Source organism: Kitasatospora sp. NPDC051914 (genome assembly GCF_040680995.1).
GTDB lineage: Bacteria > Actinomycetota > Actinomycetes > Streptomycetales > Streptomycetaceae > Kitasatospora.
This window is the reverse complement of record NZ_JBFAXX010000045.1, coordinates 20618-40283: the sequence shown is the minus strand read 5'-3', so window position 1 is coordinate 40283 and position 19666 is coordinate 20618. Positions and strand designations below refer to the sequence as shown.

Here is a 19666-nt window from a genome sequence, read left to right as displayed (position 1 = left end):
AGGGGTGCCCGACCCGTCCTACGGACCCGACGGGGACACGCTGCCCGACGGGCTGGCGCTCGACGAACCGGTCGGAGACGGGCTCGTGGACGCGCTGGGGCTCGGCTTCGGCGAGGTCGGCGCGGCCGTGGTGCCGGTCGGGGTCGACGGGTGGGTGGGCTGGCCCGGGGTCGCGGTACCGGACTTGGTCGAGGTCGGCTTCCTGCTGCCGCTCGCGCTCGCCGAGGCACTCGCCGAGTCGGAGGCCGAGGCCGAGGGGCTGTCGGACGGGCTCCCGCCGGGTGCGGGCGCGGTGGCGCTGCCGCTGTTGAACGGGATGTCGGCGCCGGAGGAACCGTCGTCGACCGAGGTGCCGGGCAGCGTCCGGCCCGGATCCGCGGAGTCGTCCCCGCCCGTGCCGAGCCCGACCGCGGCGCCGATCACGCCCAGGGCGACCACCGCGGCCGCCGCGGCGACCACCGCACGCCGGGCCTCGCCGGCCCGCGCGGAGCCGGCCAGCCGCCAAGGCGCCCGCGCGATGGCCCGGATGACGGGCCGTCGGCCCACCGGCGCGAGTTCCTGCCCGCCCGCCGGCAGTTGCCGGGCCTCGGACTTGAGCAGGTCGAGCATCCGCCGTCCGGCCGCTCCCGTCCGCGGGTCGCCGAACGCGGCCCGCAGTGCGACCGCCGACTCCAGCTCCGCCAGCGCCCGCTGGTCGGCGCGGGTGCACAGCGCCAGCACCCCGAGCTCGTGGTGGAACCACGCCTCCTCCGCGGTGGCGCGCAGTGCCCTGGCGGCCTCCAGGCCGAGCTTGAGGACGCGTTCCCACGCCCCCCAGCGCAGCGACAGGGCCAGTGCCGGGGCGGCGGCCCTGGCCAGCCGCAGCACGGCCTCCGGGCGGTCCGCGGCGCGGTCGGCCAGCAGGACGCCGACGACGACCTCGGCCTCGGCGGCGATCTGTTCGGTGGTGACCGAGCCGTGCCCGACCCACCAGGAGAAGTGCTCGGCGGCGCCGTACGCGACTGTGCCCGGCTCGAAGCGGCCGGCGAGGAGTTCCTCGACGCCGGTGGTGAGCCGGTGGTGGCCGCCGACCGAGACGGCGAGTCCGGCGTCGACGAGTTCGCGCAGGGCGCTCTCGCCGAGGCCGACGTCGATCAGGGCGGGCAGGTGCGGGGCGGTGGGGCACTCGCCGCCGAGCGCGAGCGACAGCCGCAGGACGGCCTGCGCGGGCTCGCTGAGCCCCTCGGCGAGCCGGACGGCCGGCGCCGCGCTCTCCGCGACGGTCGGCAGCGGCACGGTGCGCCGCAGTTCGCCCTCGAGGACCGCCGGGTCGTCCGGCTCCTCGATCTCCTTGACCAGGCCGAAGACGTGGTTGCGGTCCTCCTGGGCGGCGACCAGGGTGTCCACCGCGAGGTCGCGCTGGCGCAGCAGGGCGGCGGCCTGGACGAAGCGCAGCGGCAGGCCCTCGGACTCGAACCAGAGGTCGACGGCCCAGGCCCGTTCGGCCTCGTCGAGCTGACGGCCCGCCAGGCGGCCTGTGAGGGCGAGGCAGGCGGACTTGGCGAGGCCGGCCACCGGGTGGTCCTCCAGCCGGGTGCCGGGCGGCAGCAGCGGGCTGCCGGGGGGCACGGTCACCAGGAAGGCGCAGTCCGGTGCGGCGTCGAGGAGGTCGTTCAGCTCGTCGGTGTCGACGTCGAGGTCGTCGATGACGACGACGGCGCCGACCTGGGCTAGCAGGGCGGCCGCGGTGCGGCTGTCCGGCCGGTAGTCGGGCGCGTGGTGGGTGGCGGCGAAGAGGTCCTGCAGGATGTCGGCGCCGGTGCGGCGGTGGCCGCTGAGCCGGACGACGCCGTCGGGGGCGATGCCGTCCGCGGCGTCGGCGACGGCGGCGAGCAGGGTGCTGCGGCCGGAGCCGGACTGGCCGACGAGCCGGACGGAGCGGCCCTCGGAGAGCATCGCGACGAGTCGCCGGATGTCGTCCTCGCGGTCCAGCAGCGGGAGGTCGGCGGGGGCGCTGCCGAGGGCGAGCGGGCCGACGGCGGGGCTGGGGCCGAGTTCGGGGCGGCCCTGGGGGCGGTCGAGGGCGCGGCGGGGTTCCGGCCGCCAGCCCTCGGGGCACGGGCGCGCCTCGGAGCCGTCAGGGCCCCCGACGGCCAGCAGCAGGTCTCCGGAGACGACCTCGCCGGTGCGGGGGCGCACGCCTTCCTGCCCGAATTCACCGGTCGGCTGTCCCACGTTCCTGCTCCGCCCCATGGTGGGCCGCCGGGATCGGTGCCCGGCGGCGCGTCGGACGGCCGCCCTGCGGGCCGTTGGCCCGCGCAGCCGTGCTTGTGAGCGCAGACTTTTCCACACTCGCCGCGCGCAGCACAGACCGGTACCCCGAAGTAGCTTCCGGGGGCGGGCGGGGTCAGGCGGTGGGCAGGGCCAGCGGGCCGGCCGGCAGGGTGCCGAGGGCGGGCAGGCTGGTGCCGTAGGCGTCCGGGACGGTGCCCTCGACGGCGAGGATGCGGTGCAGGCGGGTGGCGACCAGCAGGCGCTGCAGCTGGGCGGGGACGTGCCGCAGGACGAGGCGGCGGCCGATCCGGCCGGCCCGCCGGTGGGTGCCCATGATGACGCCGAGGCCGGTGGCGTCCCAGAACTCCAGGCGGCCGAGGTCGAGCACCAGGTCGCCCTTGCCGCCGTCGACGGCGGCGTGCAGGACGGCCCGCGCGTCGGCGGCGCTGCGCACGTCGAGCCGGCCCTCGATGGCCAGGCCGCTGTGGTCGCCGGTGATGCGCACGCTCTCCTCCTCCGCTCGCCGTTCGGGTGTTCCGGGGCCCGGGCCGGGCGGGCGTCGTGTCGTGGACGCCGCGCGCCGGGGGCCGCGCCGGTCTCCCCCTCGTCTGACGGTCAACCAACTCCGCAGGTTGCTCCCCTTCGGCGGAGTCCGGGCCAACTTCACCCGTCCGAGGGAATATACGCAGGAACTCCCCATACCTACGCTCGATTACCGCCCAAATCACCCGTCTGCGGCAGCATCGTGAGCAAACTCACCCGCGCGGGTGCGCCGTTGTGAGGGCCGGGTCACACGGTGGGCCGCACGCTCTCGGGGTCGTGCGGCGCACCGGTGTCCGCGGGCGGTTGCGGTCAGCCCTCGTACGGGTAGAAGCCGCGGCCGCTCTTGCGGCCGAGGTCGCCGGCGGTGACCATGCGGGCCATGATCTCCGGGGCGGCGAACTTCTCGTCCTGGGTCTCCGCGTAGATGTTGCGGGCGGCGTGCAGCAGGATGTCGACGCCGGTGAGGTCGGCGGTCTGCAGCGGGCCCATCGGGTGGCCGAAGCCGAGGCGGCAGGCGGTGTCGATGTCCTCGGCGGTGGCGACGCCCGACTCGTAGAGCTTGGCGGCTTCGACGACCAGGGCGGTGATCAGGCGGGTGGTGATGAAGCCGGCCACGTCGCGGTTGACGACCACGACCTCCTTGCCGACGCCCTCGGCGTAGGCACGGGCGGCGGCCAGCGTCTCGTCGCTGGTCTTGTAGCCGCGCACCAGCTCCACCAGGCGCATCAGCGGCACCGGGGAGAAGAAGTGCACGCCGACGACGCTCTCCGGGCGGGAGGTGGCGGCGGCGATCCGGGTGATCGGGATGGCGGAGGTGTTGGAGGCGAGCACCGCGCCGTCCTTGGCGATCTTGTCGAGCTCGCGGAAGACGCCCTCCTTGACCTCGAGCTTCTCGAAGACCGCCTCGACCACGATGTCCGCGTCGCCGACCGCGCCGAGGTCGGTGGTGGTGGTGATCCGGCCGAGCGCCGCCTCCGCCTCCTCGGCGGTCATCCGGCCCTTGGCGGTGAACTTCTCGTACGAGGCCCGGATGCCGTCGAGGCCGCGCTGCAGCGCCGCCTCGGTGACGTCCCGCAGCACCACCGGGTGCCCGGCCTGCGCCGAGACCTGGGCGATACCGGCGCCCATCAGGCCCGCGCCGATCACGGCGATCCGCTGGGTGGGTGCGTTGCTCATGGCTTGGTCTCCCGAGTGCTGGTCCCGCCCCGGCAACCGGGGCCCGGGCGTCTGGCTGAGGGCGGCCCGGGGCAGGATCACCCCCCGGAGCCGCGCCGCTCACGGCCCGGACTCTAATGCCCTCGGGCCCTCCGTGGTGAGAATGTGAAGTGTGATCTGTACCCGACGGCGGAGGGGTTTGGCCCAATGACCGCGGTGCACCCGCTGCTGGCCCTCCTGATCGGCCTGGGGCTGACCGGAGTGCTGGTGCTGCTGCTGCGCTGGACGTACGGGCGCGGCCATTCGCTGGTGGCCCGCCGCCCGCACACCGGCAACCCGGACGAGTACGGGCTGCTGGTGAGCGTCGCGGCCCCGGCGGACGCCTCCGAGGCGCGGCGGATGTCCGCGCTGCTGACCGCCGAGGGCGTGCGGCACACCCTGGTGGAGACGAGCGCCGGGCCGCGGCTGATGGTGTGGCCGGACGACTCCGCGAAGGCCCGCGCGGCGCTGGACCGCCGCTGACGCGCCGTCACGACGCCCGCGCACGGCGGCAACGGGCCCGTGGCGGGCTCCGGCGGGCCGTGCACGGCCGCGGATCAGCCGGCGGGCAGGATGCCGAGCTCCTGGGCCAGAACGGCCGCCTGGACCCGGCTGCGCAGCGCGAGCTTGGCGAGGATCCGGCTGACGTGCGTCTTGGTGGTGCCCTCGGCCATGCCGAGCCGTTCGGCGATCTGGGCGTTGGAGAGCCCGGCGCCGAGGCAGGCCAGCACCTCGCGCTCGCGGGCGGTGAGCCCGTCGACGGCCGCCCTGGCCTCCGCCGTGGCGGAGCGGGCGGGCCGGGCGAAGGCGGAGATCAGCCGCCGGGTGACGGACGGGGCGAGCATGCCGTCGCCACGGGCCACCGTGCGGATGCCGTCGATCAGGCCCTCGGCGTCGACGTCCTTGAGCAGGAAGCCGGCCGCGCCGGCGCGCAGCGCGCCGTAGACGTAGTCGTCGAGGTCGAAGGTGGTGAGCACCAGTACGTGGGCTGCGTCGGCGGCGACCACCCGCCGGGTGGCCTCCACGCCGTCCAGCCGGGGCATCTGAATGTCCATCAGGACGACGTCGGGCCTGAGTTCCAGGGCGAGGCGGACGGCCTCCTCGCCGTCCGCGGCCTCGCCGGCCACCTCGATGCCCGGCTCCGCGCGCAGGATCATCACCAGGGCGGCCCGTACCGCCGCCTGGTCCTCCGCGACCAGTACCCGGATGGTCATCCGTCCGTCCCCCTCGTCTCGCGCGGCAGCACCGCCCGTACCCGCCAGCGGCCGTCCTGCGGCCCCGCGTCGAAGTCGCCGCCCAGCAGCTGTGCGCGCTCCCCCATGCCGACCAGCCCGGCCCCGGCGCCCTGCAGCGCCCGGCCGGCGCCCTCACGGTACGGGCTGTCCACCGCGATCACCACGTCCGCCGGCCGGTAGTCGACGGTGAGCCGCACGGTGCCGGGCGCGGCGTGCTTCACCGCGTTGGTGAGCGACTCCTGGACGATCCGGTAGGCCGCGAGCTCCAGCGGGGCGGGCAGCTCGCCCGGTTCGCCCGACTGGGCGGCCTCGAAGGCCAGTCCGGCGTCCCGGCCGGCGTCCCTGGCCCGGCCGATCAGCGCGTCCAGTGCGGAGAGCCGCGGCGCGGCGTACGAGCCGTCGGCGTGCTCGCCGTCGGAGAGCGGCCCGGGTGCGGCGCCGCGGCGGAGCAGGCCGATCATGCGGCGCATCTCGGCCAGGCCCTGGACGCTGTTCTCCCGGATCACGGCCAGTGCGGCCACCACCGGGTCGTCCTCGGGGACCTGCCGGCGGCGGGCCACCGACTGCGCGCCGGTGGCGTGGATGGCGACGGCCGACAGGTGGTTGGCGATGACGTCGTGCAGTTCGCGGGCCATCCGGGCGCGTTCGGCGGTGACCGCGGCCCGGCGGTCGAGCTCGGCGAGGAGCGCGGTCTGCTCGGCGCGCAACCGCTCGGTCTCGGCGCGGTCCTGGTGGCGGCGGAGCAGGTCGGCCGTCCACACCGGGGTGAGGAAGACCAGCCCGCAGAAGCCCGCCACCAGCAGCGCGTCGGGCGCGTCGCGGTACACCAGGGTGAGGCCGGAGAGCACCAGGGTGGTGGCGCCGCCGGTGAGGTGCAGGACCTTCGCCATCCGCGGCGGCCCGTAGAGCACCGCCGCGTACAGCAGGTCGGTGTACATCACGACGGTGGCGAGGACGGAGCCGGCGAAGATGCAGGCGGCGAAGACCAGGCCGCCGAGCGAGGCCGTCCAGATCGTGCGGGTGCGCCGGAACAGCTCCAGCACGGCCATCGCCAGCAGTGGCAGCGCCGCCACCCAGCGGGGGATGCTGCTGCTGTCGTAGGCGCCGTAGGCGATCAGCAGCAGGCCGCCGAGCAGCCCGGCGAGGGCGATCACGGCGTCCTGCCGGCGCGGGGTGAGGGTCACGGCACCATCCCACCATCCCTCCGCCGCACCCGGACCTGCCTTCCGGAGGAGCCGCCGGTACATCGAAGGTCTCATGCGGGATCGCCCCCGGCGACGACGGAGCGGGCCCCCACGCGCGGCAGGCTGGGGGCATGGTTTCCCTGATCGTGGCCGGCGAGGTCGGCTTCTGGGTGGTGCTCGCCGCGGCGCTGGCCGCACGGTACGTGCTGCACCTGCGCCGGGTCAGCACCGGTCTGCTGGTGCTGCTGCCGGTGGTGGACCTGGTGATCCTGGCCGCCACCGTGGCGGACCTGCGGGGCGGCGCGACCGCGGACTGGACGCACGGGCTGGCCGCCAGTTACGTCGGCTTCTCGGTGGCGTACGGCCACTACCTGGTGCGGTGGGCGGACGGCCACGCCGCCCACCGGCTGGCCGGCGCCCCGAAACCGGCCGGGCCGCCGAAGTACGGCTCGGCGCGTGCCGCCCACGAGTGGCGGATGTTCGCCCGCACGGTGGTCGCGGCGGCGCTGACCGTGGCCCTGGTCTTCGCCGTGCAGCGGCTGGTCGGCGACGCCCCGCGCACCGAGGGCCTCGACCCGTGGTACCCGCGGATGGCCCTGGTGGTCGGCATCAACCTGCTGATCGCCGGCAGCTACACCGTCTTCCCCAAGCGCGAGCCGGGGCACCGCACCGCGCAGTAACCCCGTCGAAGGCACATGGGCAACCCATCGGGGTGCCGCGGCTAGCGGTTCTCGCCCGGCACCCAGAGGACGTCGCCGATCTCCTTGTTGGCCGTCCGGGCGAGGATGAACAGCAGGTCGGAGAGCCGGTTGAGGTACTTCGCGGTGAGCGGGTTGACGGAGTCCCCGTGCACGTCGATGGCGGCCCAGGTGGAGCGCTCGGCCCGACGGACGACGGTGCAGGCGAGGTGCAGGTGGGCGGCGCCGGGGGTGCCGCCGGGGAGGATGAAGCTGCGGAGCTTCTCCAGGGCGGCCAGGTAGTGGTCGCAGTCGGCCTCGAGCTTGTCGATGTAGCCCTGCTCGACCCGCAGCGGCGGGTAGGCGGGGTTCTCCACGACCGGGGTGGCCAGGTCCGCGCCGACGTCGAAGAGGTCGTTCTGGATCCGGGTGAGCACGGCGACCAGGTCGTCCGGCAGGGCGCCTGCGGCGATGGCGACGCCGATGGCGGCGTTGGCCTCGTTGGTGTCGGCGTACGCGATCAGCCGCGGGTCGGTCTTGGTGGTGCGGCTCATGTCGCCGAGGGCGGTCGTGCCGTCGTCGCCGGTGCGGGTGTAGATGCGCGTCAGGTTCACCATGGCCGCAGCCTAGCGCCGACGCGGAGCCGTTGTTAGGCGGTGTTAACCAGCCCACACGGGGTCACGCGACGTTGACCCTCTGGCCGGGCGGGGCGGCCTCGAGCCAGGCGAGGAAGCCGGTGAGGGCGTCCTCGCTCATGGCGAGCTCCAGCGGGGCGCCGTTGTGCAGGCATCGCAGCACGACCGAGCCGGAGAGCAGGGCGAGCTCCTCCTGGCCCTCGGGATAGCGGCGGCCGAGCACCTCGATCTCGGTGCGCGGGAGCACCCGGCGCGGGCGGGGGGCGTAGGAGAAGACGCGGAACCATTCGATGGAGTCGCCGCTGTACCGCCCGATACCGAAAACCCACCCCTTGCCGTCGGTCGTGTGGACCGGGGCCGGGGTGGGTTTGCCGTTCTCGTCGAGGTCGGGCTGCGTGGAGGCGTCGGCCGGCATTTTGAGCCGGAAACTGCAGTCGAACGTGCCGCCTACTCGCTGGATGACGCGGCGGCGTACCGCGAACGCCATCAGTCCGACCACGGCGGCGGCCACGATCGCCGCGCACACCACAAGGGCGAGGACCATGCTCACCGACCTCCTCGCTCCAGCGTCCCCGTGACGACCGGGTCACGGCCGCCTTTTCCTACCAACTGATACGACAGTCCCGGGGTCACGCTTCCGCGTCCCCGGGACCGTCGGTCGACCCCGCTGTCAGGGTCCGGTGCTCAGGCGTGGGCCTTGAGACCGCGCGTGGCCGCCAGGCGGACCTCGGCGCGGCGCTCGGCGTGCGCGTCGAGCTCCGACTTCGCGTTCTCCAGCGCGCGCTCGGCACGGGCGACGTCGATCTCGTCCGCCAGCTCGGCCACCTCGGCGAGGATGGAGAGCTTGTTGTCGGCGAAGGAGATGAAGCCGCCGTGCACCGCGGCGAGGACGGTCCCGCCGTCGGTGGTGCGGATGGTGACCGGACCGGTCTCCAGCACGCTCAGCACCGGGGTGTGACCGGGCATGATGCCGGTGTCACCGGAGGCCGTACGGGCGACAACGATGGTGGCCGCACCGGACCACACCTTGCGGTCGGCTGCGACCAGCTCGACGTGCAGCTCAGCCAACGTGGGCTCCTAGGCTCTTGAAACCGCCGATTTCTCGATGGTTTCGGTAAGAATAACGGGCCCGTCCCCCTGTGATGAAACCAGGGACACGGAGATGACCGGAATCACAGCCGCTGTGCGCCGTGAGGGGTGGCCCCCGGAAGACGGGGACCACCCCTCACGGTCACTCGGCCGTCACGCCGGCCTGATTACTTCTTCGCCAGCTCGGCAGCGTTCTTCTCGAGGTCCTCGATGCCACCGCACATGAAGAAGGCCTGCTCCGGGACGGAGTCGTACTTGCCGTCCGCGATCGCGTTGAAGGCCTCGATGGTCTCCGACAGCGGCACGGTCGAGCCGTCGACGCCGGTGAACTGCTTCGCCACGTAGGTGTTCTGCGAGAGGAAGCGCTCGATGCGGCGGGCGCGGTGGACGGTGATCTTGTCCTCCTCGCTCAGCTCGTCGATGCCGAGGATCGCGATGATGTCCTGGAGGTCCTTGTACTTCTGGAGGATCCCCTTGACGCGCACCGCGGTGTCGTAGTGGTCCTGCGCGATGTAGCGCGGGTCCAGGATGCGGGACGTCGAGTCCAGCGGGTCGACGGCCGGGTAGATGCCCTTCTCCGAGATCGGGCGCGACAGAACGGTGGTCGCGTCCAGGTGGGCGAAGGTGGTCGCCGGCGCCGGGTCGGTCAGGTCGTCCGCGGGGACGTAGATCGCCTGCATCGAGGTGATCGAGTGACCGCGGGTCGAGGTGATGCGCTCCTGCAGGAGGCCCATCTCGTCGGCCAGGTTCGGCTGGTAACCCACCGCGGAGGGCATGCGGCCGAGCAGGGTCGACACCTCGGAACCGGCCTGGGTGAACCGGAAGATGTTGTCGATGAAGAGGAGCACGTCCTGCTTCTCGACGTCGCGGAAGTACTCCGCCATGGTCAGCGCGGAGAGCGCGACGCGCAGACGGGTGCCCGGGGGCTCGTCCATCTGGCCGAAGACCAGCGCGGTCTTGTCCAGAACGCCCGAGTCGACCATCTCGTGGATGAGGTCGTTGCCCTCACGGGTGCGCTCGCCGACACCGGCGAACACCGACACACCACCGAAGTTCTCGGCGACGCGGTAGATCATCTCCTGGATCAGAACGGTCTTGCCGACACCGGCGCCACCGAACAGACCGATCTTGCCACCCTGGACGTACGGGGTGAGGAGGTCGATGACCTTGATGCCGGTCTCGAACATCTCGGTCTTCGACTCGAGCTCGGAGAAGTTCGGGGCCTTGCGGTGGATCGGCCAGCGGGTCGTGACCGTGGCCTCGAACTCCGCCTTGTCGACGTTCAGCACCTCGCCGAGGGCGTTGAAGACCTTGCCCTTGGTGATCTGACCGACGGGGACGGAGATCGCCGCACCGGTGTCGGACACCTGGGCGCCACGGATCAGACCGTCGGTCGGCTGCATCGAGATGCCGCGGACCAGGCCGTCGCCGAGGTGCTGCGCAACCTCGAGGGTCAGGGTCTTCTTGCCCGTGCCGTCGGGGTTGTCCACCTCGACGTGCAGGGCGTTGAACATGTCCGGAATCGCGTCGACGGGGAACTCCACGTCGACGACCGGGCCGATGACCCGCGCGACGCGGCCCGTCGCCGTGGTCGGCTCAACAGTGGTGGTCATACTCATTCGCTCCCGCGGCTCGCGTCAGCGAGCGCGTTGGCGCCACCGACGATCTCGCTGATTTCCTGGGTGATCTCGGCCTGACGGGCCGAGTTGGCAAGCCGCGTGAGCGACTTGATGAGCTCTCCCGCGTTGTCGGTCGCGCTCTTCATCGCGCGCCGGCGGGCGGCGTGCTCCGAAGCGGCCGACTGCAGCAGCGCGTTGTAGATCCGGCTCTCGACGTACCGCGGCAGCAGGGCGTCCAGGACGCCCTCCGCCGACGGCTCGAAGTCGTACAGCGGGAAGATCTCGTGCTTGGCCTTGGACTCGTCGCTGAGCTCGACCTCGTCCAGCTTCAGCGGCAGCAGTCGGGCGTCGACCGCCGTCTGCGTCAGCATCGACTCGAACTTCGTCGAGACCAGGTGGAGCTCGTCCACGCCGCCGGTCTCCGCGGTGAACGCCTCGATGAGGTCGCTCGCCACGGTCTTGGCGTCGCCGTAGGTCGGCTTGTCCGAGAAGCCCGTCCACGACCCCGCAACCTCAAGGCTACGGAAGTTGTAGTACGAGACGCCCTTGCGACCGACGATGTAGGTCACCACGTCCTTGCCCTCGTCGCGGAGCTTCGCGCTGAGCGCGACGGCCTGCTTGATGGCGTTGGTCGAGTAGCCGCCGGCCAGGCCGCGGTCCGCCGTGATCAGCAGGACGGCGGCCTTGGTGGCCTGCGGGTTCTCGGTGGTGAGCGGGTGCTTGGCGTTGGACCGGGTGGCCACCGCCGTCACCGCCCGGGTGAGCTCATCGGCGTACGGAGTGGAGGCGGCCACCGCGCGCTGCGCCTTGACGATGCGCGACGCGGAGATCATCTCCATCGCCTTGGTGATCTTCTTCGTCGCGGTGACAGAGCGGATCCGGCGCTTGTAGACCCGAAGCTGTGCTCCCATTGGGTCGTTACGTCCTTTCCCTCGTTACCGGACTCAGGCCTGCTCGGACAGGAGCTTGCCGTCAGCCGTGGTGTAGCCCTGCTTGAAGCCCTCGATCGCGCTGGTCAGCGCGTCGATGGTGCCGTCCTCGAGCTTCTGGGTCTCGACGATGCCGGCGAGGATGCCCTTGTGCTCCAGGCGCAGGTGGTCCAGGAACTCGCGCTCGAAGCGGCGGATCTCGGTGACCGGGACGTCGTCCAGCTTGCCGGTGGTGCCGGCCCAGATGGAGACGACCTGCTCCTCGACGGGGAACGGCTGGTACTGACCCTGCTTCAGCAGCTCGACCATGCGCGCACCGCGCTCCAGCTGGGCCTTGGAGGCCGGGTCCAGGTCGGAACCGAAGGCGGCGAACGCCTCCAGCTCGCGGTACTGGGCCAGGTCCAGGCGCAGGCGGCCGGCGACCGACTTCATGGCCTTGATCTGGGCGGAGCCACCGACGCGGGAGACCGAGATGCCGACGTTCACGGCCGGGCGGATGCCGGCGTTGAACAGGTCGGACTCCAGGAAGCACTGGCCGTCGGTGATGGAGATGACGTTGGTCGGGATGTACGCCGAGACGTCGTTGGCCTTGGTCTCGATGATCGGCAGACCGGTCATCGAGCCGGCGCCCAGCTCGTCGGAGAGCTTCGCGCAGCGCTCCAGCAGGCGGGAGTGCAGGTAGAAGACGTCACCCGGGTAGGCCTCGCGGCCCGGCGGGCGGCGCAGCAGCAGGGAGACGGAGCGGTAGGCCTCGGCCTGCTTCGACAGGTCGTCGAAGATGATCAGGACGTGCTTGCCGTCGTACATCCACTCCTGGCCGATGGCGGAGCCGGTGTACGGGGCGAGGTACTTGAAGCCGGCCGGGTCGGAGGCGGGAGCAGCCACGATGGTGGTGTACTCCAGCGCGCCGGCCTCCTCCAGGGCGCCGCGGACGGACGCGATGGTGGAGCCCTTCTGGCCGACGGCGACGTAGATGCAGCGGACCTGCTTCTTCGGGTCGCCCGAGCGCCAGTTGTCGCGCTGGTTGATGATCGTGTCGATCGCGACCGCGGTCTTGCCGGTCTGGCGGTCGCCGATGATCAGCTGACGCTGACCGCGGCCGATCGGGGTCATCGCGTCGATGGCCTTGATGCCGGTCTGCATCGGCTCGTGGACCGACTTGCGGACCATGACGCCGGGGGCCTGCAGCTCCAGGGCGCGGCGGCCGGTGGAGGCGATCTCGCCCAGGCCGTCGATCGGGTTGCCCAGCGGGTCCACGACGCGGCCGAGGTAGCCCTCGCCGACCGGGACGGAGAGGACCTCGCCGGTGCGCTGCACCGTCTGGCCCTCCTCGATGCCCGAGAACTCACCGAGGATGACGACACCGATCTCGCGGGTGTCGAGGTTCAGCGCGAGGCCGAGGGTGCCGTCCTCGAACTTCAGCAGCTCGTTGGCCATGACCGAGGGGAGACCCTCGACCTTGGCGATACCGTCCATGGCCTCGGTGACCGTGCCGACCTCTTCACGCGAGGCGGCGTCCGGCTGGTACGACTGGACAAAGTCGGCCAGCGCGTCCCGGATCTCCTCCGGACGGATCGTAAGCTCCGCCATCAGGCTTCCCTGCTCTCCTAGTTTGCGATCCTCGGCCCGCCATTGAGGGCCGCAAGTGCTCGACTCTCGGCCGGGTCGGGGTGAACCGGCCGTACGTTTTGCCGGTTCACTCGGTGTGAACCGACGCCCGACCGAGGGTCGGATGATGCTCTTCTTCGGTCAGCCTTCGAGGCCCTGACGAGCGCCCTCGAGGCGGCTCGCCACCGTACCGTCGATGACCTCGTCGCCGATCTGCACCTTCACGCCGCCGGCGACCTCGGGGTCGACGTCGATGTTCAGGTGGACCTGCTTGCCGTACAGGCCGGCCAGGGCGGCGGAGAGCCGCTCCTTCTGCCGGTCCGACAGCGGCACGGCGCTGGTGACCAGGGCCACCACGCGGCCGCGACGAGCGGCAGCGAGCTTGGAGTAGGACTCGAGACCCTGTTCCAGGCTACGGCCACGCGGGGTGGTGACCAGGGAGACGACCAGGCGGACGGTGCCCGCGTTGGCGCGGCCGCCGAGCAGCTTCTTGACCAGGGCCGCCTTGGCGGCGGCGTCGGCCTTCGGCTCGGTGAGCGCGGCGCGCAGCTCGTGCGAGCCCGCGACGACCCGGCCGAACCGGAACAGCTCGTCCTCGACGTCGTCCAGCGCACCGGCCTTGTCGGCGGCGATGACCTCGGCGTACGCCGAGAGCTCCTCCACCGCGTCGACCAGGTCGCGCGCGGCGGACCAGCGGGACCGGACGAGGCCGGAGACCAGGTCGACGGTCGCGCCGGAGACCTGGCCCGACAGCAGCCTCGCGACGAACGCGGCCTTGTCCTGGCCCGACCGGGAGGGGTCGGTCAGCACGCGGCGCAGCGACACCTCGCGGTCCAGCAGGGCCGTGACGGCGGCGAGCTCCTCGGCGAGCTTGGCCGCATCCACCGAGGTGCTGTCGGTCAGGCTCTCGAGGTTCTCCCGGCCGGCGGCCAGGGCCTCCCGGCTGGCGCCGATCACTTGGCACCCGCCGAGCTGGCGGCCTTGGCCTCGAGCTCGTCGAGGAAGCGGTCGATCACGCCGCTCTGCCGGGCGTGGTCCTCGAGGGACTCACCCACGATGCGGGAGGCCAGCTGGGAGGCCAGCGAACCCACGTCCTGGCGCAGGGCGGCAGTCGCCTGCTTCTTGTCGGCCTCGATCTGGGCGTGACCGGCGGCGACGATGGCCTCGCGCTGGCGCTGGCCCTCCTCGCGCATCTCGGCCACCAGAACGGCGCCCTGCTCACGGGCGTGCTCGGTGATCCGAGCGGCCTCGTGACGCGCCTCGGCGAGCTCGGCGCGGTACTGCTCCAGCAGGGCCTGGGCCTCGGCCTGAGCAGCCTCCGCACGCTCCATACCGCCCTCGATGGCGTCACGACGCTCCTGCAGCACCTTCTCGATGCTGGGGAGGAGCTTCTTGCCGAGGAAGCCGAAGACGATGAAGAAGCAGAGCAGGCCGATGATGACCTCGGGCCACGCGGGAAGGAGCGGGTTCATCTGCTCCTCTTCCGCGAGGAAGACCACGGGGTTCATATCTGAACCTTTCGTCGAAACGGGCTACCGGTGTGCCGGAAATTACTTGCCGAACACGAACGGCATGACGATGCCGATGAGCGCGAGCGCCTCGGTCAGCGCGAAGCCGATGAACATGTTGGAGCGGATCAGGCCGGCAGCCTCGGGCTGACGGGCCATCGCCTGCACGCCGTTACCGAAGATCAGACCGACACCGATGCCGGGGCCGATCGCGGCGAGGCCGTAGCCGACGGAAGCGATGGAACCGGTGACCTCAGCGAGAGCGGACATCTCAGCTAATCCTTTGCGGGATGGAGTACCGGTGGGTGTTGGCCACCGGGAGTTCGGGGGCGCAGCCTGGGGCTGCGGTGCTCAGTGCGCCTCTTCGAGGGCACCGGCGATGTAGCTGCTGGCGAGCATCACGAAGATGTAGGCCTGCAGGAACTGGACCAGCAGCTCGAAGGCGGTGAGGCCGACGGCCACCACGAAGGAGGCGGAGCCGTAGAGGGCGCCGAGGCTCGGGCTGAGCAGGTACCAGGAGGCGACCGAGAACATGACGATCAGCAGGTGGCCGGCGAACATGTTCGCGAAGGCTCGGACCGCCAGGGTGAAGGGGCGGACGAAGATGTTCGAGAAGAACTCGATCGGCACCAGGATGAACATGACCCAGCCGGGGATGCCGGACGGCCAGCAGAGGTTCTTCAGACCACCGACGAAGCCGTGCTTCTGGAAGGTCAGGCCCATGTAGGTCAGCCACACGACGAGCGCGAGGCCGGCCGGGTACGCGATGCGCGCCGTCACCGGGAACTGGGCGAACGGGATGATGGACATGATGTTCATCACCCAGACGAAGAAGAACATCGAGACCAGCATCGGGACGTACTTCTCGCCCTTCTTGCCGATCGTCTCCAGCACGATGCTGCGCTTGACGAAGTCGTAGCCGATCTCGCCGACGAGCTGGAGCTTGCCGGGGAGCAGCTTCGGCTTGGCGAAGGCGGCCCAGAAGAAGGCGACCACCAGCAGGGCCACGATGATCGACAGGAGCATCGGCTTGGTGAAGTCGACGCTGCCGATGGTGAAGATCGGCTTGAAGTCGAACTCGTTCAGGCCAGGAGCGGGGAACCCGCAGCCAGCGTCACTGAAGTGGCAACTGCCAGAGGCGAGCAGCGCGGATTCAGTACCCACCACGGACTCCTTCGTCATGACGCATGGTTACGGCAACCTCGGTGTGTCGGCGCGGCGCGGGGCCACGGAGCGGCACTGGAACTTGTTGGATTTCTCGCGGACCCTGCACGGCGCGTATCCCTGCCGCGGGATCTTCGAAGACTTCGGGGAGTCGGGGGGCGATCCGTCCGATGATCGGAGAGACCCGGCCGCATCTCGTACTCCGCCGTTGGGACGGACGATAGCAGCCCGTCAGGAGGGCATAAACACCGCCCCCCTCGCGAGGGGGACAGCCCGCCCCACTCACGGTTGACGCCCCGATTTGGGCTTGTCGTCCCGGGATTCGGGGTCGACGTAGTAGATCTTGGCCTTCATCGCGCCGCGCACCTGGAAGCCCGTCCAGATCAGCGCGCAGCCGAGCAGCGTGAAGCCGAAGGCCTTGGTGTCGAAGAGGGTGGTGTGCTTGAACACCGCCAGGACGACCGCGACCAGCAGGATCTGCGTCGTGTAGACGAGCAGCGCGGCTGCCATCATGATCTGCGGGTTGTTCCTGGTGAGCCGGTCGAGTGCGACCTGGCCGAAGCTGAAGAACGCCATCACCAGCAGCGTTGCGAAGACTGCGCCGATCAGTCCCTTGGCCCCCACGACCGCGAAGGCGATCACAGCGGCGATCAGGCCGGCGACCGCAGTGGGGATTGCGGCGCCTCGGATGATCCGGGCGTCGTGGGACGGCATGTCGGCAACTCCGGCGGCATGTCGGCAACGGGGGACTGGCATTTGGGGATGCGCGGCGGTGACACCGCACCGGGAACCACAGCCGCAGGCCGGCCGATCGACGGCGAGCCCGTCGATGAGACCGACCGGGGGCGGGAGGACTCCACCCGTCAGGTCTTTCGGCGTGTTCTCGGTACTCGTGAACGGTATCACAAACTATTTGATGAGAGCTTTACCATGAACGTGTGGCACCTGTCACACCAATGGCCCAAGGGTGCCGCCGACCGGGTGAGCCCTCCCCGCGCGGATCTTGACGGAACGTCAGCCGTCCGCGGAGGGTGTCAGCCCTTGGCCCGGCTGCGCGGGCCGACCGCGGTGGCACCGCTGCCGATCCGGCTGAGCAGCGCCTTGTCCTTGGCGGAGAGCTCGGCCATCGCGGGGGCCCCGGTCTCCGCCTCCTCGGCGGCGGGCTCCGCGGCCGCGGCGGCCTCCGCGGCGACCGCCGGATCGGCGACGGACTCCTCCGTCCGGCCCTTGCGGTAGCGGGGCGGCACGATGGCCTGCACGGCCCGCGGGGCGTGCGGGCGGAAGCGCGGCATCAGCAGCACCACCAGGCCGACCAGGCAGAGCCCGGCGAAGGCCAGCACCACGGTGCGGCCGGTGTTGGTGACCGAGAAGGCGACCGTGCCGAAGGCGATCAGCGCGGCCCAGAAGTACATGATCAGCACGGCCCGGCTGTGCGAGTGGCCCACCTGGAGCAGCCGGTGGTGCAGGTGCTGCTTGTCGGCGGCGAACGGCGACTTCCCGGCCCAGGTGCGGCGGACGACGGCGAGCAGCAGGTCGGCCAGCGGCAACGCGATGACGGTCAGCGGCAGCAGCAGCGGGATGTAGATCGGCACCAGGGCGTGGACGGTGGCGGTCTGCGACCCGGTGACGGCGGTGACCAGGTCGGGGTCCACGCGGCCGGTGATCGAGATGGCGGCGACGGCCAGCATCAGGCCGAGCATCATCGAGCCGGAGTCGCCCATGAAGATCCGGGCGGGGTGCAGGTTGTGCGGCAGGAAGCCCAGGCACATGCCGATCAGGACGGCGCTGAACAGCACGGCTGGCGCGGCGTCGTTGACCCCGTAGCCGATCCACAGCCGGTACGAGTACAGGAAGAACGCCATCGCGGCGATGCAGACCATGCCGGCCGCGAGGCCGTCCAGGCCGTCGATGAAGTTCACCGCGTTGACCATGACGACGACCAGCGCAACGGAGATGATCATGCCCTGGGTCGGGGTGACGGCGACCGGGCCGACGCCGGGCACCGGGATCGAGATGACCGTCACGCCCTGCCAGACCATGACACCGGCGGCGATCATCTGGCCGCCCAGCTTCACCAGGGCGTCGACGCCCCACTTGTCGTCCAGCACGCCCAGGATCCACATGATCCCGGCACCGGCGAGCAGGGCCCGGATGTCCGCGCTCTGGATGAACAGCCGACCGATGTTGGTCAATTGGGAGGCGACCAGCAGGCCCGCGCAGAGCCCGCCGAACATCGCGATGCCGCCGAGCCGGGGGGTGGGCTCGCGGTGCACGTCGCGTGCCCGCACCGCGGGCATGGCACCCGCCGCGATCGCGAACTTCCGCACCGGGCTGACCAGCAGGTACGTCACCGCCGCCGTGACGAAGAGCACCAGCAGATACTCACGCACCACTGGCCTCCTGCATCACGGTCCGACGGATGAGTACGGAGCGTACTCCCGGGAGAGTTCGGGGTTCGAGGTGCGTCGCCACGGTCACACCTTATTGAGTCGGACGAGAAGTGTGTGCACCGCGGTTCTCCTCCGCGGCCCGCCGGCTCCCGGTACGGCTCAGCGGCGGCCCGCGAACTCCCTGGCCAGCGCGCGCACCCGCTCGGAGATCCGGGGCTGCGGCCCGCTGCGCAGCAGGTCGCCGATCAGCCCTCCGACCTCGGCGAGCTCGGTCGGCCCCATGCCCTGGGCGGCCGCGGCGCCGGTGCCCAGCCGGATGCCGGAGGCCTCGGCGGCCGGTGCGGGGTCGAACGGCAGCGCGCACTTGCCGAGCATCAGCCCGGCCGCCGCACAGCGCCGCTCGGCCTCGATGCCGCTCACACCGAGCGGGCTGACGTCGGCGGTGACCAGATGGGTGTCGGTGCCGCCGGTCATCGGCCGCACACCGCGCTCGGCCAGCGCCCCGGCCAGGGCCCGGGCGCCGTCGACGGCCCGCCGCACGTACGCCGCGAAGTTCTCGCCGGAGGCCTCGGCGAGGGCCACCGCCTTGCCGGCCACCTCGTTCATGGCGGCCCCGCCCTGGGTGAACGGGAAGACCGCGCGGTCCACCCGGTCGGCGAGCTCCACCGTGCACAGCAGCATGCCGCCGCGCGGCCCGCGCAGCAGCTTGTGGGTGGCGGCGACGGTGACGTCCGCGTACGGCACAGGGGAGGGCGCCAGGCCCGCCGCGACCAGCCCGGTGATCTGCGCGGCCGAGGCGATCAGGTAGGCGTCGACGTCGTCGGCGACCGCGCGGAAGCCCTCCCAGTCGACGTGCCGCGGGTAGGAGATGCCGCCGGCGATGATCGCCTTGGGGCGGTGCCGGCGGGCGAGGTCGCGGACCTGCTCCATGTCGATCCGGCCGTCCTCCTCGCGCACGCCGTAGCCGACGAACTCGAACCACCGGCCGGAGAAGTTGGCCCGCGAGCCGCAGCTGAGGTGGCCGCCGTGCTGCAGCGACATCGCGAGCACCGTGTCGCCGGGCCGCAGCAGCGCCGCGTAGGCCGCGAGCATCGCCGAAGTCGCCGACCTGGGCTGGACGTTGGCGTGCGGGGCGGCGAACAGCTGGCGGGCCCGGTCGATCGCGAGCAGCTCCGCGGTGTCGGCCAGCGCGCAGCCGGTGTGGTGGCGGCGGCCCGGGTAGCCCTCGGCGTACTTGTCGATCAGCGGCCCGCCGAGTGCGGCCAGCACGGCCGGGCTGGTGACGTTCTCGCCCGCCAGCAGCTGCAGGCTCTCCGCCCGCCGCTCGGCCTCGGCGGACAGCAGGTCGGCCAGTAGTGGATCGGCCCTGCGGAGCGCCTCCGAGGCCTCCCAGTGCCGCCCGCCGGCGGGGGGAGCGTCGGTCTCGGTCGGGCCGTGCACGGTGGGGGTGACGGACATGGCGCAGCTCCCGGAAGCGGCGGTCAGATCCCTCCAGCGTAGGTCGGGGCCGTCGGGGCGGCCCGTCCGCGCGCGGTGGCGTGCCGCCGTCAGGGATGCTGCACTCCGCGAGCACCCGGCATGCACGATTTCTCCACCCTATCCCCCGAAATCCCCCACGGCCGTCGCACGCCCTGAAGG

General features: G+C 71.7%; 20 protein-coding genes. 2 read left to right on the top strand and 18 right to left on the bottom strand.

Features of this window, described 5'->3' with window-relative positions; all coding sequences use genetic code 11:
* Window positions 1-18 precede the first annotated feature (18 nt).
* From AB0M03_RS26830 to AB0M03_RS26820, 3 genes are all read right to left on the bottom strand, one after another.
* Window positions 19-2214 carry an ATP-binding protein gene (locus AB0M03_RS26830; protein WP_363495149.1) on the bottom strand — a complete coding sequence of 732 codons (2196 nt, stop codon included), beginning with the start codon at window positions 2212-2214 and terminating at the stop codon, window positions 19-21.
* A gap of 172 nt (window positions 2215-2386) precedes the next feature.
* On the bottom strand, window positions 2387-2758 hold the full coding sequence (locus AB0M03_RS26825) for an STAS domain-containing protein (RefSeq protein ID WP_363495146.1): 372 nt from the start codon (window positions 2756-2758) through the stop codon (window positions 2387-2389).
* A 347-nt stretch (window positions 2759-3105) separates the two neighbouring features.
* Window positions 3106-3972, bottom strand: coding sequence for a 3-hydroxyacyl-CoA dehydrogenase family protein (locus tag AB0M03_RS26820; protein WP_363495143.1), 867 nt, complete (start codon window positions 3970-3972; stop codon window positions 3106-3108).
* A gap of 186 nt (window positions 3973-4158) precedes the next feature.
* Between AB0M03_RS26820 and AB0M03_RS26815 the strand changes: the two genes are divergently transcribed.
* Entirely contained in the window at window positions 4159-4473 is a 315-nt protein-coding gene (locus AB0M03_RS26815; RefSeq protein ID WP_363495141.1) for a hypothetical protein, read from the top strand.
* Between the two features lie 74 nt (window positions 4474-4547).
* Here AB0M03_RS26815 and AB0M03_RS26810 read toward each other — a convergent pair whose 3' ends face one another.
* Both AB0M03_RS26810 and AB0M03_RS26805 read right to left on the bottom strand, forming a co-directional pair.
* Window positions 4548-5204, bottom strand: a complete 657-nt coding sequence (locus tag AB0M03_RS26810) for a response regulator transcription factor (protein WP_363495138.1) — start codon at window positions 5202-5204, stop codon at window positions 4548-4550.
* Window positions 5201-6409: a histidine kinase gene (locus AB0M03_RS26805; RefSeq protein ID WP_363495135.1), complete on the bottom strand. Its 1209-nt coding sequence runs from the start codon at window positions 6407-6409 to the stop codon at window positions 5201-5203. Before AB0M03_RS26805 ends, AB0M03_RS26810 begins: the two co-directional genes overlap by 4 nt.
* A 131-nt stretch (window positions 6410-6540) precedes the next feature.
* On the opposite strand from AB0M03_RS26805, the gene AB0M03_RS26800 reads away from it, so the two are divergent.
* Window positions 6541-7089, top strand: coding sequence for a hypothetical protein (locus AB0M03_RS26800; protein WP_363495133.1), 549 nt, complete (start codon window positions 6541-6543; stop codon window positions 7087-7089).
* Window positions 7090-7130: 41 nt separating this feature from the next.
* Here AB0M03_RS26800 and AB0M03_RS26795 read toward each other — a convergent pair whose 3' ends face one another.
* The 13 genes from AB0M03_RS26795 to AB0M03_RS26735 all read right to left on the bottom strand — a co-directional run bounded on the left by AB0M03_RS26795 (window position 7131) and on the right by AB0M03_RS26735 (window position 19486).
* Window positions 7131-7703 (bottom strand): cob(I)yrinic acid a,c-diamide adenosyltransferase, encoded by a 573-nt coding sequence (locus AB0M03_RS26795; protein ID WP_363495131.1) that lies wholly within the window; start codon window positions 7701-7703, stop codon window positions 7131-7133.
* Between the two features lie 61 nt (window positions 7704-7764).
* Window positions 7765-8265, bottom strand: coding sequence for a DUF2550 domain-containing protein (locus AB0M03_RS26790; RefSeq protein ID WP_363495129.1), 501 nt, complete (start codon window positions 8263-8265; stop codon window positions 7765-7767).
* Between the two features lie 140 nt (window positions 8266-8405).
* Window positions 8406-8789 (bottom strand): F0F1 ATP synthase subunit epsilon, encoded by a 384-nt coding sequence (locus tag AB0M03_RS26785; RefSeq protein WP_363495127.1) that lies wholly within the window; start codon window positions 8787-8789, stop codon window positions 8406-8408.
* 188 nt (window positions 8790-8977) lie between these two features.
* The gene (atpD, locus tag AB0M03_RS26780) at window positions 8978-10423 is read right to left on the bottom strand and encodes a F0F1 ATP synthase subunit beta (protein WP_363495125.1); all 1446 of its coding nucleotides are present in this window, start codon (window positions 10421-10423) and stop codon (window positions 8978-8980) included.
* A 2-nt stretch (window positions 10424-10425) separates the two neighbouring features.
* Entirely contained in the window at window positions 10426-11340 is a 915-nt protein-coding gene (locus AB0M03_RS26775) for a F0F1 ATP synthase subunit gamma (protein WP_363495123.1), read from the bottom strand.
* Window positions 11341-11373: 33 nt separating this feature from the next.
* Complete coding sequence (gene atpA, locus AB0M03_RS26770; RefSeq protein WP_363495121.1) at window positions 11374-12948, bottom strand: F0F1 ATP synthase subunit alpha; 1575 nt, start codon at window positions 12946-12948, stop codon at window positions 11374-11376.
* Window positions 12949-13107: 159 nt separating this feature from the next.
* Window positions 13108-13923, bottom strand: a complete 816-nt coding sequence (locus tag AB0M03_RS26765; RefSeq protein ID WP_363495120.1) for a F0F1 ATP synthase subunit delta — start codon at window positions 13921-13923, stop codon at window positions 13108-13110.
* Window positions 13920-14474 carry a F0F1 ATP synthase subunit B gene (locus AB0M03_RS26760; protein ID WP_363495118.1) on the bottom strand — a complete coding sequence of 185 codons (555 nt, stop codon included), beginning with the start codon at window positions 14472-14474 and terminating at the stop codon, window positions 13920-13922. Before AB0M03_RS26760 ends, AB0M03_RS26765 begins: the two co-directional genes overlap by 4 nt.
* Window positions 14475-14516: 42 nt before the next feature.
* Complete coding sequence (gene atpE, locus AB0M03_RS26755) at window positions 14517-14744, bottom strand: ATP synthase F0 subunit C (RefSeq protein ID WP_095873146.1); 228 nt, start codon at window positions 14742-14744, stop codon at window positions 14517-14519.
* Between the two features lie 81 nt (window positions 14745-14825).
* Window positions 14826-15656, bottom strand: coding sequence for a F0F1 ATP synthase subunit A (gene atpB, locus AB0M03_RS26750; protein ID WP_363495116.1), 831 nt, complete (start codon window positions 15654-15656; stop codon window positions 14826-14828).
* Between the two features lie 264 nt (window positions 15657-15920).
* Window positions 15921-16352 carry a hypothetical protein gene (locus tag AB0M03_RS26745; RefSeq protein WP_363495114.1) on the bottom strand — a complete coding sequence of 144 codons (432 nt, stop codon included), beginning with the start codon at window positions 16350-16352 and terminating at the stop codon, window positions 15921-15923.
* A gap of 320 nt (window positions 16353-16672) precedes the next feature.
* Window positions 16673-18028 carry an MraY family glycosyltransferase gene (locus tag AB0M03_RS26740; RefSeq protein ID WP_363495112.1) on the bottom strand — a complete coding sequence of 452 codons (1356 nt, stop codon included), beginning with the start codon at window positions 18026-18028 and terminating at the stop codon, window positions 16673-16675.
* 159 nt (window positions 18029-18187) lie between these two features.
* Window positions 18188-19486: a serine hydroxymethyltransferase gene (locus AB0M03_RS26735; protein WP_363495111.1), complete on the bottom strand. Its 1299-nt coding sequence runs from the start codon at window positions 19484-19486 to the stop codon at window positions 18188-18190.
* Window positions 19487-19666: the final 180 nt, after the last annotated feature.